General features: G+C 69.1%; 11 protein-coding genes. 3 read left to right on the top strand and 8 right to left on the bottom strand.

Features of this window, described 5'->3' with window-relative positions:
* Positions 1 to 63 precede the first annotated feature (63 nt).
* The gene (ppc, locus tag AC1DCJ_RS17000) at positions 64 to 2,775 is read left to right on the top strand and encodes a phosphoenolpyruvate carboxylase (protein WP_478071468.1); all 2,712 of its coding nucleotides are present in this window, start codon (positions 64 to 66) and stop codon (positions 2,773 to 2,775) included.
* Between the two features lie 404 nt (positions 2,776 to 3,179).
* Here ppc and AC1DCJ_RS16995 read toward each other — a convergent pair whose 3' ends face one another.
* Together AC1DCJ_RS16995 and metK are read right to left on the bottom strand one after the other, a co-directional pair.
* Positions 3,180 to 3,680 carry an acyl-CoA thioesterase gene (locus tag AC1DCJ_RS16995; RefSeq protein WP_128097792.1) on the bottom strand — a complete coding sequence of 167 codons (501 nt, stop codon included), beginning with the start codon at positions 3,678 to 3,680 and terminating at the stop codon, positions 3,180 to 3,182.
* A 240-nt stretch (positions 3,681 to 3,920) separates the two neighbouring features.
* Positions 3,921 to 5,132, bottom strand: coding sequence for a methionine adenosyltransferase (metK, locus tag AC1DCJ_RS16990; RefSeq protein ID WP_141059170.1), 1,212 nt, complete (start codon positions 5,130 to 5,132; stop codon positions 3,921 to 3,923).
* A gap of 225 nt (positions 5,133 to 5,357) precedes the next feature.
* Between metK and AC1DCJ_RS16985 the strand changes: the two genes are divergently transcribed.
* Positions 5,358 to 6,455: a metal-dependent hydrolase gene (locus AC1DCJ_RS16985; RefSeq protein WP_478071467.1), complete on the top strand. Its 1,098-nt coding sequence runs from the start codon at positions 5,358 to 5,360 to the stop codon at positions 6,453 to 6,455.
* A gap of 30 nt (positions 6,456 to 6,485) precedes the next feature.
* Here the strand turns inward: AC1DCJ_RS16985 and AC1DCJ_RS16980 are convergent, their stop codons facing one another.
* The 6 genes from AC1DCJ_RS16980 to AC1DCJ_RS16955 all read right to left on the bottom strand — a co-directional run bounded on the left by AC1DCJ_RS16980 (position 6,486) and on the right by AC1DCJ_RS16955 (position 12,127).
* A complete protein-coding gene (locus AC1DCJ_RS16980; protein WP_137191026.1) occupies positions 6,486 to 7,313 on the bottom strand; it encodes a methyltransferase domain-containing protein in 828 nt (275 codons plus the stop codon).
* A gap of 39 nt (positions 7,314 to 7,352) precedes the next feature.
* Entirely contained in the window at positions 7,353 to 8,372 is a 1,020-nt protein-coding gene (gene dusB / locus AC1DCJ_RS16975; protein WP_137191025.1) for a tRNA dihydrouridine synthase DusB, read from the bottom strand.
* 172 nt (positions 8,373 to 8,544) lie between these two features.
* Positions 8,545 to 9,291 carry a SagB/ThcOx family dehydrogenase gene (locus AC1DCJ_RS16970; protein WP_478071466.1) on the bottom strand — a complete coding sequence of 249 codons (747 nt, stop codon included), beginning with the start codon at positions 9,289 to 9,291 and terminating at the stop codon, positions 8,545 to 8,547.
* A 14-nt stretch (positions 9,292 to 9,305) separates the two neighbouring features.
* Positions 9,306 to 10,643: a YcaO-like family protein gene (locus AC1DCJ_RS16965; RefSeq protein ID WP_478071465.1), complete on the bottom strand. Its 1,338-nt coding sequence runs from the start codon at positions 10,641 to 10,643 to the stop codon at positions 9,306 to 9,308.
* Positions 10,640 to 11,119 carry an Asp23/Gls24 family envelope stress response protein gene (locus AC1DCJ_RS16960; RefSeq protein WP_478071464.1) on the bottom strand — a complete coding sequence of 160 codons (480 nt, stop codon included), beginning with the start codon at positions 11,117 to 11,119 and terminating at the stop codon, positions 10,640 to 10,642. The genes AC1DCJ_RS16965 and AC1DCJ_RS16960 overlap by 4 nt, the downstream gene beginning before the upstream one ends.
* A 150-nt stretch (positions 11,120 to 11,269) precedes the next feature.
* A complete protein-coding gene (locus AC1DCJ_RS16955) occupies positions 11,270 to 12,127 on the bottom strand; it encodes a hypothetical protein (protein WP_478071463.1) in 858 nt (285 codons plus the stop codon).
* A 142-nt stretch (positions 12,128 to 12,269) separates the two neighbouring features.
* On the opposite strand from AC1DCJ_RS16955, the gene AC1DCJ_RS16950 reads away from it, so the two are divergent.
* A complete protein-coding gene (locus AC1DCJ_RS16950) occupies positions 12,270 to 12,845 on the top strand; it encodes a phosphatase PAP2 family protein (protein WP_478071462.1) in 576 nt (191 codons plus the stop codon).
* Positions 12,846 to 13,169: the final 324 nt, after the last annotated feature.

Genomic DNA, 13,169 nt, shown 5'->3' with positions numbered 1-13,169 from the left:
AGCATTGACCCGATTGTGGGTTAGGCTTGAGCGGATTCCGTTCCCGAGGCCAGTGCGTCGCAGATGAACGAGTACCGTAGCAGCATCGTCTTTGCCACTCCCGATATTCCCCTGCGCGACGACGTACGCCGACTTGGCGCACTGGTCGGCGACCTGCTTGCCGAGCAGGTGTCCACGCAGTTCTTCGATGATGTGGAACAGGTGCGCACGCGCGCCATCGCCCGCCGCGAAAGCGACGCCCCGCTGTCCGACCTCAACGATGCGCTGACCGGCCTGCCGCCCGAGCGCGCCGAAGCAATGGTGCGTGCGTTCAGCACCTACTTCCAGGTGGTCAACATCGCCGAGCGCGTGCATCGCATCCGACGTCGCCGCGACTACCAGCGCGCCGGCACCGCCGCGCCGCAGCCCGATGGCCTGCAGGATGCGCTGCTCAACCTCAAGGCGCAGGGCGTGACCCTGGCCGAGCTGGCGCAGTGGCTGCCACGCATCGACATCGAGCCGGTGTTCACCGCGCACCCGACCGAAGCGGTACGCCGCGCGCTGCTGGAAAAAGAGCAGCTGATGGTCGCCAGCCTGGTCGACAACCTCGACGGCCAACGCACCCCCGGTGAAGCCGCCGCCGACGCCGCGCGCTTCCGCATGGCGCTCACCGCCTCCTGGCAGACCACCGATTCCTCGCCGGTGCGGCCCACCGTCGACGACGAGCGCGAGCACGTCGGCTTCTACCTGGTGCAGGTGCTGTACCGGGTGATTCCGGTGCTGTACGAATCGCTGCAGCAGGCGCTGCTGGACACCTACGGCGAAGACCTGCCGCTGCCGCGCCTGCTGCGCTTCGGCACGTGGGTGGGCGGGGACATGGACGGCAACCCCAACGTCGACGCCGGCACCATCCGGCATACCCTGGACGCGCAGCGCCAGGCGGTGCTGGGCCGTTACCAGAAAGACCTGCTGCAGCTGGCCAGCCTGCTCAGCCAGTCCACCGAGCGGATCGCAGTGAGTGCCACGCTGCAGGCGCGCGTGGCGCACTACGAACAGCTGCTCCCCCAGGTGAAGTCACGGCCACGCCATGCCGACATGCCGTACCGCCTGCTCAACGACCGCATGCGCGCGCGCGTGCAGGCCACGCTGGACGATGCCGACGGCGCCTATGCGTCGCCGGGCGAGCTCGAGCACGACATCCAGTTGATCCTGGACAGCCTGCACGCCAACAAGGGCGACCATGCCGGCGGCTTCGCGGTGCGCCGCCTGCTGTGGCGGGTGCGCACCTTCGGCTTCCACCTGGCGCGGCTGGATGTGCGCCAGGAGTCGAGCGTGCACGGCCGCGCACTGGCCAGCGTGCTCGATGGCCAGGACGCCTGGGACGCGGCCGATGCGGTCACCCGCGCGGCCCGGCTGGCGCCGTTCGCCAGTGGCGAGCAGGCGCTGCCGCCGAGCACCGAGGAGGGCGGTCAACGCCTGGACGCGGTGTTTGCCGCACTGGCCGATGCACGCCGACGCCACGGTGCCGACGCGCTGGGCAGCTACATCATTTCCATGGCGCACGACCGCAGTGACGTGCTCGCCGTGCTGGCCCTGGCCCGCCGGGGCGGCCTGGTCGACGACGCCGGCGCGGTGCCGCTGGACATCGCCCCGTTGTTCGAAACGGTGGACGACCTCAAGCGCGGCACCGACACCCTGTGCGACCTGCTGGCCGACCCGGTCTACCGCACCCACCTGGCCGCGCGCGGGGATGTGCAGATGGTGATGCTGGGCTATTCGGACAGTGGCAAGGACGGCGGCATCGCCGCCTCGCGCTGGGGTCTGCAGCGGGCCCAGGTGGAACTGCTGGAGGTGGCCGCCGAGAACGGCATCCGCCTGACCTTCTTCCATGGCCGCGGCGGCTCGATCAGCCGCGGTGGTGGCAAGACCACCGATGCGGTGGACGCCTCGCCACGCGGCAGCATCGACGGCCGCCTGCGCGTGACCGAGCAGGGCGAAGTGATCCACCGCAAGTACGGCATCCGGGCGCTGGCGCTGCGCTCGCTGGAGCAGTCCACCGGTGCGGTGTTGCGTTCCAGCCTGCGCCCGCGTGCAGTGGAACCGCGCGAGGAACAGTGGCGCCCGGTGATGGATCGGGTGGCCCAGAAAAGCGCCGAGGCCTACCGCGCCTTCGTGGGCCAGAAGGACTTCATGCAGTACTTCCGCCAGGCCACGCCGATCGACGTGATCGAGCGGATGACGCTGGGCTCGCGCCCGTCGCGGCGACTGGGCGAGGATGCCGCGCTGTCCAACCTGCGCGCCATTCCGTGGGTGTTCGCCTGGAGCCAGGCGCGCGCGGTGATTCCCGGCTGGTATGGCGTGGGCAGCGGCCTGCAGGCCGCGATCGAGGCCGGCCACGCGGACACCCTGAAGGAGATGGCGCGCGACTGGCCGTTCTTCAGCACCTTCCTGGACGACATCGCGATGGTGCTGAGCAAGGGCGACATCACCATTGCCGAGCAGTTCTCGCAGTTGTCCGGGCCGTTGCACGGCACGTTCTTCCCGCAGATCCAACGCGAGCTGGACCTGACCGCGCAGCAGATCCTGGCGCTGACCGGGCAGGACGAACTACTGCAGCACGACCAGCGCCTGGCGTTGTCGATCCGCCTGCGCAACCCCTACATCGACCCGATCAGCGTGCTGCAGGTGGACCTGCTGCGCCGCTGGCGTGCCAGCGGCGGCGAGGACGACGATGTCCTGCGCGCGCTGGTGGCGTGCGTGAACGGCGTATCGCAGGGCGTGCAGAACACCGGGTGATTGTGAGCGATGCGTACCGACCAACGGTCGGTACCTACCGGGAATTCCATCGGTGCACGCGGTGGGCCACGACCGTTGGTCATGGCCCGCAATGCCCGACCCCGGTAGGCCACGACCGTTGGTCATGGCCCGCGATACCCGACCCCGGTAGGCCATGACCGTTGGCCATGGCGCGCAATGCACGACCCCGGTAAACCATGACCGTTGGTCATGGCCCGCAATGCCCGACCCCGGTAGGTCATGACCGTTGGTCATGGCCCGCAATGCCCGACCCCGGTAGGCCACGACCGTTGGTCATGGCACGCGAAGTCCGACCCCGGTAGGCCATGACCGTTGGTCATGGCACGCGATCCAGAACGGTGAGGGTGCCCCCATACCGACCAACACCCGTTACCCGTCGTGGGTTATTCCGGCGACGGCGGGTTGGACGCCAGCAACTCCAGATGGCGCTGCTCCATCTCTTCGCGCAGCTGCCGACGGATCAGCGCGGCGGCGTGGCGGCGGCGTTCGTCGCTGGTCTCCAGCTGCAACGGTGGCACCGCGGTGGGTTTGCCATCCTCGTCCACCGCCACCATGGTGAAGAAGCAGCTGTTGGCGTGGCGCACGCTGCGCTTGAGGATGTCCTCAGCCACTACCTTGACCCCGATCTCCATCGACGAGGTGCCGGTGTAGTTGACCGAGGCCAGGAAGGTGACCAGCTCGCCGACCGCGATCGGCTGGCGGAACATCACCTGGTCCACCGAAAGGGTGACCACATAACGGCCGGCATAACGGCTGGCGCAGGCATAGGCGACCTGGTCGAGCAGCCGCAGGATCGCGCCGCCGTGGACCTTGCCGGAGAAATTGGCCATCTCCGGTGACATCAACACCGTCATGGACAGCTGGTTGGATTTGAATTCGGGCATGGCGGCAGTGTAGCGCCGGTTGCCCGCCCGGTAGAGCCGACCGTTGGTCGGCTGGGCGGGGTGCCCGAACGACGACGGGCCGCTTTCGCGGCCGCGCCGCGATGGCATGGATGCGCCGGGGTGATGAACGCATCGCCATGCGCCTTGGTGCTGCCGCCCATACGACGACGGGCCGCTTTCGCGGCCCGTCGTTTTGTTTCGATCAAAGGCAGCCGACCAACGGTCGGCTCTACCGATTGATTATTTCAACTTCGCATCCGCACGCAGGGCGGCGGCGCGATCGGTCTTCTCCCAGGAGAAGGCGGTCGCGTTGACGGTTTCGCCAGCAGCGTTGAGGTAGCTGAAGTCCTTCGGCTTGCGGCCGAAGTGACCGTAGGCGGCGGTCTGCTGGTACATCGGGTGGATCAGGTCCAGCATCTTGATGATGCCGTACGGGCGCAGGTCGAAGTGCTTGCGGATCAGCTTCTCGATCTTGTCATCGCTGATCTTGCCGGTGCCGAAGGTGGTGACCGAGATCGAGGTTGGCTCGGCCACGCCGATGGCGTAGGAGACCTGCACTTCGCAACGGTCGGCCAGACCGGCGGCCACGACGTTCTTGGCGACGTAGCGGGCAGCGTAAGCGGCCGAACGGTCGACCTTGGACGGATCCTTGCCCGAGAACGCACCACCACCGTGACGGGCCCAGCCGCCGTAGGTGTCCACGATGATCTTGCGGCCGGTCAGGCCGCAGTCGCCCACCGGGCCGCCGATCTCGAACTTGCCGGTCGGGTTGATGTGGAACTTGGTGCCCTTGTGCAGCCACTTGGCCGGCAGCACCGGCTTGATGATCTCTTCGCGGACGGCCTCGATGAGGTCCTTCTGCTTCACGCCCGGGGCGTGCTGGGTGGACAGCACGACCGCGTCGATGGCCGAGACCACGCCGTTTTCATAGCGCAGGGTGACCTGGCTCTTGGCATCCGGGCGCAGCCAGGACAGCGGCGAGTTCTTCTTCTTGCGGATCTTGGCCTGCTGCTCGACCAGGCGGTGCGACAGGTGGATCGCGGCCGGCATGTAGCTGTCGGTCTCGTTGGTGGCATAGCCGAACATCAGGCCCTGGTCGCCAGCGCCCATTTCTTCGGGCTTCTTGCGGTCAACGCCCTGGGCGATGTGCGGGGACTGCTTGCCGATCAGGTTCAGCACGCCGCAGGTCGCGCCGTCGAAGCCGACGTCGGAGCTGTCGTAGCCGATGTCCAGGATCACCTTGCGGGTCAGGGCTTCCAGGTCGATCCAGGCGCTGGTGGTGATTTCACCGGCCACGATCGCAACGCCGGTCTTGACCATGGTCTCGCAGGCCACGCGGGCGCGCTGGTCCTGGGCAAGGATCGCGTCCAGCACCGCATCGGAGATCTGGTCGGCAATCTTGTCCGGATGGCCTTCGGAGACCGATTCGGAGGTGAACAGGTAGCTGGACATCAGGCGTAATATCCTTTGATTCGGATGGAAAGATGGGCGCGAATGATACACGGCAAGTCGCGCCGTTGCATTGTGCGCCACGGGGAGTTGCCGGTGGTTAAGCCCGCGTGCCCGGCGCAGGGGCCGTCAACACGCGATTGGGCCCCAGCGTCGTGGCCCAGTGTTCCACCAGCGTGACAGCCATCAAGCCGCCACGCCGACCTTCACACCCTATACCATCGGCCGATGGACTCCCTAAGCCAGATCGTACTGGGCGGCGCCGTTGCTGCCGCCATCGCCCCCGCCGGCCATCGCCGCGCCGCCCTGCTGGCCGGTGCCGCGTTGGGCACGTTGCCGGACCTGGATTCCCTGCTGCTGGCCTTCACCGCCGCCGACCCGGTGGCGCTGATGACCGAACATCGGAGCTATAGCCACTCGCTGCTGGTGCTGCCCTGGGTGGCCGCGCTGATCTGGTGGCTGTTCAAGCGCTTCGGCCATGGCCGGGTCGCGCAGGCACCGGGGCGCTGGTTCTGGGCGATCCTGCTGGCGCTGGTGACCCACCCGCTGCTGGACGCCTTCACCGTGTACGGCACCCAGCTGTGGTGGCCGTTCACCCCGGCGCCGACCATGTGGTCCAGCGTCTTCATCATCGACCCGCTGTACACCGTGTGGCTGCTGATCGGCTGCGCGGTGGCGTGGTTCGCCCGTGCGCGCCCGCTGGCGCAGAAGGCGCTGGTGGCCGGGCTGGTGCTCAGCTGCGGCTACCTGGGCTGGTCGCTGCTCGCCAAACACAGCGTCGAGCGCCAGGCCGACCGCGCGCTGGCGGCGATGGGCCTGGGCGATGCACCCCGCTTCTCGGTGGCCACCCCGTTCAACACGCTGCTCTGGCAGGTGGTGGCGATGACCCCCAGCGGCTACGTCATCGGCGAGCGCTCGCTGGTGGCCGACAACGGCCCGATGCACTTCCAGGGCTATCCCTCCAACGTGCAGGCGCTGCGCCAGGCCGAGGCGGCGGGCATTCCGGCGGTGCAGCGGCTGCAGTGGTTCAACCGCGGCTTCATGCGCGCCCAGGTGGTGGACGGCCGGTTGCAGCTCAGCGACCTGCGCATGGGCCTGGAGCCGGATTACACCTTCACCTTCGCGGTGGCGCGTGCGCAGGGCGATCAGTGGGCCGGCATCGTGCCCGAGCAGCTGCGCGCGGCCTACGAAGGCGAACAGGGCAGGGCACGGGTGAAACAGCGGTTCGCGCAGATGTGGGCGCGGATCTGGCAGGCACCGGCGGACAACGCTGCGACGGTGCCGCCTCCGGGCTCTCCCGCCGCAGGCGTCGCGGTCGGCCAGTAAACCATCGACCAGTGCCCGGGCCGGCCGCGGTCAGTAGACCGTGGCGCGTGCCTGCACGAACGAGAAAAAGAACACGGCGTTGGGGTCGTTCTGGACCAGGCTGAATTCCCGGCGCATGCCGTCCACGGTGTCCTGATCGACCAGCCCGGCCTCCAGCAGCGGGTCGGCCGCCGACAGCAGCAGCTGTTCCCAGAACGCGATCATGGTCTTGCGCCGCGCCGGCTCGCGGTTGTCCAGGTGGATGGTCTTGATCTCGGTGTGCACGTCGCGGAAGCCGCCGGCCAGCAGCAGGTTGCCGAGCTTGGCGCCCACGAACGGGTCACCCCCGTGGTCGTACTGGAAGTCATTGAAGGCCATCCAGTAGCGCCAGATGTGCGGCGAGTACGGGTCGAGCAGGAACGAGGCGTTCATTACTTCGGTGATGTACACCGGCGAGCCCGGGGCGAGCACGCGGCGCACTTCGCTGAGCACGCGCGCCGGTGACGGCACGTGTTCCAGCACCCAGCACAGGAACGCCGAATCGAACTGGCGCGCGCCGAACGGCAGGTCGCCGGCATCGGCCTGCTGCAGGGTGTAGCGCTCGCTGCACCACGGCGTCTTTTCCAGGTTGGCGCGTGCGGTGTCCAGCTGCGCCTGGCTCAGGTCCACCCCGGTGACGTGCAGGTCGGGAAAACGGCGCAGCAGGATCTCGGTCTGCGCGCCGACGCCGCTGCCCACTTCCAGCAGGCGCTGGGCATTGCTGTAGTCGATGCCGCTGAAGATGCTCGATTCGAACAGGCGGGCCTGGGTGACCAGGCGGTGCTGCTCGGTATCGGAGAAACCGTGCAGGTAGGTGGGGGCGGTGATCGGCGGGGTCATGGGAGCAGGGTCACATAGCGTCGAGCGTGGCTCGGCGGATCAAAGGGCAACAGCAACGTGCGCGTCGGCAGTGGCGTGGGCGTGCGGCAGGCCGGCGGCGAGCGCGTTGAAGTAGTCGGTGGTCAGCGCGATCTGGCTGGCCGCGTCGTCAGCGCGGTTGACCACCGCGCGGAAGGCGGCATTTTCCGGCCGGTCCTTGGCGTACCAGCCCAGGTGCTTGCGCGCGATGCGCACGCCCTGCGGCTCGCCATAGAAGTCGTGCAGCGCGTGCAGGTGGCCCAGCAGGATGTCGCGCACCTCGTCCAGCGACGGCGGGGCGAGCAGTTCACCGGTGGCCAGGTAATGCGCCACTTCGCGGAAGATCCAGGGCCGGCCCTGCGCGGCGCGGCCGATCATCACCGCGTCCACGCCGGTCACGGCCAGCACGTGGGCCGCCTTCTGCGGCGAATCGATATCGCCGTTGGCCAGCACCGGAATGCGCAGCGCGGCCTTGATCGCGGCGATGGTTTCGTACTCGGCCTGGCCGGTGTAGTGCTGGTCGCGCGTGCGCCCATGCACCGCCAGCGCGGCAATGCCGCTGTCTTCGGCGATATGCGCGATGCGCGGGCCGTTGCGATGGTCGCAGTCCCAGCCGGTGCGGATCTTCAGCGTCACCGGCACGTCCACCGCCTGCACCACGGCGGTGAGGATGCGCGCCACCAGGTCTTCATCGCGCATCAGCGCCGACCCGGCCCACGCGTTGCAGACCTTCTTGGCCGGGCAGCCCATGTTGATGTCGATGATCTGCGCGCCGTGGTCCACGTTGTAGCGCGCCGCGTCGGCCAGCTGCTGCGGCTCGGTGCCGGCGATCTGCACGCTGATCGGGTCCGGCTCGCCGGCATGGTCCATGCGGTGGAGCGACTTGCGGGTGGTCCAGAAGCGCGGGTCGGAAATGGTCATCTCCGAGGCGGCCAAGCCCGCGCCCAGCCGTTTGCACAGCAGGCGGAAGGGCTTGTCGGTGACACCGGCCATCGGCGCCAGCACCACGTTGGGCTGGATGTTGTAGGGGCCAATCTGCATGCGCGCATTGTAGAACGCCCCGGTCGTGCCGGCCGCGCGCGGGGGCTGCCTGTTCAGGCCGATCCGGAAGGGTCTGATGCGCTCCGGTCATGAGCATATGCTTGACCCTTGGTTCCGCCGTCCCCAGTGGACGGGGATGCTGGGGAGTTGGGTGCTGCGACGCCGGCGGTGGTCAAGGTGCCGGACCACACGCATAGGCCAACACGGCCAGATGCCGCTGCGGTTCGAGCCCGAGCAGGGCCAGTACGGCGGCATCGTCGAAGGAGCCGATCGCGCAGCCGGCGGCGTTCATCGCGGCCACTTGCTGCCCGAGCGCGCCCAACCAGACCCCGGCCTCGATCAACACGAAGCGGCCACCGCGCTCGCCGTACTTGGCCAGCGTGCCGGCCGGTTCGGCGATCAGGAACAGCACGGCGGCGGGCCGCTCCGGCCAATCCACGCCGAGCAGCCTGGCCAGCGCCGGCCATGCGGGGCAGGGCCCCACCGGCACCAGCGCATGCCCGATCGGGTCGTACCAATGGATGCCCGGCTCCGCGGCGATCGCATCGTCGGCGCCGTACAGCGCGGCATAGGCCTGGATCGGGTACTTGGCCCCACCGGACGGCAGGCGCCGGGTGTCACTGTCGCCGGGTCGGGCCCGTAGCGGGGCGAGCACGTGGCCCAGCTCCTGCGCGCCCCAGCGTGCGTCACCGAAGCGGCGGCCACTGTGGCGTTGTGCCAGGGCGTCACCGGGCTGCACCGGGTCCGGCAGGGCGATGCCGGCGGCCGCATGCACCGGGCGCGGTGGCGACCAGGGCCGTGCGGCATCTTCGGCGATGCGCGTGCGCATCACCTCGGCGCGCGCTGGATTGAGTTCGCCGTTGTGCCAGAACAGATGGAACAGCGGGGCATCGTGCCAGGGGGAGGGCGGTGACGGCATGCGGTCCTCGTGCATCAGCCCAATGGATGCGGGAAGGGAGAGGGGAACGCGCCGCTGTGCGGCACGCCGGGATACCGCCACGCCACGTCCTGGCACCGGCCGCCGAGGAACGGTGCGCGCTCGTCGGCATGCAGGCCACTGAGCTGCGGCGACAGCACCCGCATCACCCGCAGTCCGGCCGCGGCCACATCGGTCGTGGTCAACTCGCGGTAGTACAGCGCGATGCCGGCACTGCCGAGCCGACGCCGCAGCATGTCCAGCTCGGCAATCGCGCGCGGCGCGGCGGGCCGGACCGCGGCGCCCGGCGGGGGCAGCTTCAAGGTGCTGTCGTCCGCCTTCCCCAGCAGCGGCAGTTGCGGCCACAGCTCCGGGCGCAGGGTGTAGAAGGCGGCATGCTCGTCGAACCTGCGCAGGGCGGCGGGATCGCGCGGCAGCCGGGCGCTTTCGCGGCCACACAGATGCGCGGCAAAGGTCAGTGCCTGCTGCCATTCCAGCAGTGCTTTGTGCAGTGCCTCGCCCGGATCGGCGCGGCAGGCGATGCCGAGGACGTAGCGGGGGCGGCCTTCGAAGGGGATGCCGCCAGCGACCGCGATCACCGGGTGCGGATTCCAGTGCTGGGTCAGGTCGAACGCCTGCAGTTCACCGCCGCGCGCGTCTACATGGGCGTGCCAGTGCGCCGGCAGCGCGATGCGCCGGCCGGCGACGCCATTGAGCCAGGTCACCGCCAGCGCATCGCGCTCCAGCAGCTCCTGGGCCGCGCGCAGCAACGCCAGCCACGCGCCATCACGACCATCACGCCAGGCCGCCAGCCCACTGGACGTCGACGGCACGCGTGCCAGGCCACTGCGCGGCCCCAGGCCCACCAGTTCCTGCGGCACCCAGGCCTCGCGGTTGTCATCCAGCGCATGCACGGCTGCGAACAGATCGCCCTCGTGTTCGGGCATCGGCCACGGGAAGCCGGGGGTCGCACGTTGGCGTGCCGAGAACAAGGCGAAGGCCGATTCGTCCAGGCGTTGCGCGGGCGTCAGCGCATCCCGGCGGCGCACCTCGAATCCCGCCTGCGCCGCTGCCAGCCGCTCCAGTGCCTCGGCGATTGCGCCGTCAGCGGCCGCATCGGCATCCAGTGCGACCGCGCCTGACACGCCCTGCCAGGGGTTGGCCGGGTCGGCCGGGGTGGCCGCATTGTGCACGCGCCGACCCTCGAACAGCGGGCCGGGCCAATCGCAGGCGCTGGCGTCGATGGCCTGCGCCGGGCGCACCAGACCGCAGCGCGGACGCGCCGCGCCATGCAGCAGGTGCGAAGACAGCGTGGGCGTTCCGGGCTCCGCCGCATCGACGGCGGAGCGGCTCATTTCATCACGCTCAGCCAGAGCATCATCTCGAGTGCGCCGACCGCGAACAGGCCCAGCAGCAGGGCGATGCCAATGCCGATGCCGCGCCCGAACGATCGCCCCGAGCGCTCGTAGACGAAGGCGTACAGGCCGACATACAGCCCGACGGCGACGAACAGGCCGAAGATCGGGTTGGCGGTGCCCATGAAAATGCCGCCGCCGACAGCTGCCAGCGGCAAGGCGAACAGCCCCAGCAGTATCCGACCCGTGCGGCTCATCCCGACCACCGGCGCGGCCGATGTGGCGGGTGCGGTCAGGTCCGGATCCGGCGTGATGGCCGGTTGCTGCAGCGAGGGCGGTGGCGGGGTGTGGAGGTCGGTGTCCGTTGCGACGGTATCGACCGTGGCGCGTGCTTCGCTGCCAGCGACCGCGGGCGCGATCGGTTCCAAGCCGCCGAGTACCACCGCCGACAACACCGAGGTACCGAGCAGGGTCACGATGCAGGAACTGCAGGTGGTCGAGGTTGAGCCCCCGCCTGCGGCGGCAAGGTCCTGGCGCGAGGCACTGGCATCGAACTGGGTCGGCAGGCGATACATACGGTCACTCCATTGACCGAGGCGGAAACGCCCGGCGCGTAAGCCACATTATCACGGGCGCTGGAGGTCCCAGGGCAAGGACAGCGGCGCCGCCATTGCGGCTTCGCCGTCCTGGCAGGCGGGGCACCACGGCAGCCGCAGCACCCGGTCGCGCTCGCCGTGCAGGCGATGCAGGTCGAGCCAGACGCTGCGTTCGAGATAGCCCAGCAACAGGGCGGGCTGATCCAGCAGCGGCGCGACCAGCGCCGCGATGCGCGCCGGCTGCGCTGCGACCGCAGGCATCGCCGGCACGACGGCTTCGCCCCAGCGGCGCAGCACGCGGTTGCCCAGGCAATACACGCAGGCGGTCTGGCCGGGCACCACATAGGGACCGAGCGCGAGTGTGTGGTGATAGCTGATGTCCACCAGCAGATGCGGTTGTGCCGGCATCTGCGCGCGGTAGCGGGCCAAGGCCTGTTCCCAGCCGAGGCCATGCCGGACCAGCACCAGCAGGTCGGCCTCGGCGTGGGCATCGACGCGCTGCAGATCCGCGCCGGCATGCTGGTCGAAGGCGTCGGCCAACCCGGGCAGGGGCGTGCCGAGCCAATCGAGTGCATAGCGCTGCACCCGGCGCGCGGCCGCCAGCGGCACCAGCACGCCCAGGCGCATCAACTGGCGGATCGCCGGGCCGCACTCGGCGTCGTCCTGCACTGCCGCCAGGCTGTCGTTTTCCCAGTGGCCGAGGATGCGTTCGACGACGGTCGGCGTATCGGCCTCATCCACCACATACACCTCATCGGCGCCACCGGAGACCAGCAGCAGCTGGCGCTGCGCATGGGTCTGCGAAAACAGGGCCCAGGCCGGATTGCGCGTCCAGCGCGGTGCGTCCGCGTGCGGGCCTGCGTGTTCCTGACTGCCTGCTGCTGCCACTGCGTACAGTCCCTGTATCGGCCAAAGCGCAAGAATAGCGGCAAACAGGCGGGCCACGTTCTGCTACGGTGCGCGCGTGCCCCTACCGCCTGTTGCCACCGCTCCGGTTCCCCAGCCGCCCTGGCGCGAGGCGATGCTGTGGATGCTGCTGCTCGGCGCGATGTTCATCCATGGCTACAGTTGGACCAACCAATGGGCCGCCAGTCAGGCGCACACCTACAGCCTGCACGGGCGCTGGGACGATGCGGTCCCGTTCTGGGCGTGGACGATCTGGCCCTACCTGGCGCTGAATCTGCTGTACCCGCTGACGTTCTTCATCTTCCCGACCCGTTCGGCCCTGCGCCGCCATGCGCTGGCCATCGCGCTGGTGCAGGCCGCCTGCATGCTCGCGTTCGTGTGCTGGCCGACCGGCAATGTCCGTGCAGTGCCACAGCCGGATGGCGCGAGCGGGCTGTTGTTCGCACAACTCCGGGCCTTCGAAGCGCCGTTCAACATGGCGCCGTCGCTGCATGCGGCGGTCGGGGTGCTGGTGTGGCAGGCATGGCGGCGCTGGTTGCAGGCCGACGCGGCGCCCCTGCGTTGGCTGTGGCACGGCGCTTGTGGCCTGATCCTGGTCTCGACCGTCACCACCTGGCAGCACGATCTGCTGGACGTGCTTGCCGGACTGGTGCTTGGGGCGCTGGCGCTGTGGATCACGTGGGCCCCAGTTTTGCGGTAGGCATCGTGCATTCACCGCTCCACGATGAGTACCTGCTGGCTCTCGCGTATGGCCGTGTGTGCAGGCGCCGTTTGGTTCGGCGGGCGTCTCCGATCAGGCCGGTCGCTAGCGTGAGGGCCCCGTAGCCGCCGGTAGGCCCCTGGTGCAAATGTCCCCCGGCCGCGGGGCGGCCTCCTCCTTTATTTTGCCCAGGAGCCTACCGGCGGCTACGGGGCTCGGCTTGCGGTGCAAGCGAGAAGCCGTGCTCTTTTGGTGGCCGTTGGCGGGTCGGTCGCTGGGCCCCGATGCCCTTGGAGGCGAAATAAAGGAGGAGGGGGCGGCCGC

This window comes from Stenotrophomonas sp. 10N36 (assembly GCF_056395005.1).
The sequence above is the reverse complement of the archived record's forward strand: the minus strand, read 5'-3'. Positions and strand labels throughout refer to the sequence as shown.

Bases quoted from the DNA above. Each gene is read 5' to 3' on its own strand.
- AC1DCJ_RS16985 (WP_478071467.1), top strand. From the start codon at position 5,358: ATGGACTCCCTAAGCCAGATCGTACTGGGCGGCGCCGTTGCTGCCGCC.
- AC1DCJ_RS16980 (WP_137191026.1), bottom strand. From the start codon at position 7,313: ATGACCCCGCCGATCACCGCCCCCACCTACCTGCACGGTTTCTCCGAT.
- ppc (WP_478071468.1), top strand. From the start codon at position 64: ATGAACGAGTACCGTAGCAGCATCGTCTTTGCCACTCCCGATATTCCC.
- dusB (WP_137191025.1), bottom strand. From the start codon at position 8,372: ATGCAGATTGGCCCCTACAACATCCAGCCCAACGTGGTGCTGGCGCCG.
- AC1DCJ_RS16970 (WP_478071466.1), bottom strand. From the start codon at position 9,291: ATGCCGTCACCGCCCTCCCCCTGGCACGATGCCCCGCTGTTCCATCTG.
- metK (WP_141059170.1), bottom strand. From the start codon at position 5,132: ATGTCCAGCTACCTGTTCACCTCCGAATCGGTCTCCGAAGGCCATCCG.
- AC1DCJ_RS16965 (WP_478071465.1), bottom strand. From the start codon at position 10,643: ATGAGCCGCTCCGCCGTCGATGCGGCGGAGCCCGGAACGCCCACGCTG.
- AC1DCJ_RS16995 (WP_128097792.1), bottom strand. From the start codon at position 3,680: ATGCCCGAATTCAAATCCAACCAGCTGTCCATGACGGTGTTGATGTCA.
- AC1DCJ_RS16950 (WP_478071462.1), top strand. From the start codon at position 12,270: ATGCTGCTGCTCGGCGCGATGTTCATCCATGGCTACAGTTGGACCAAC.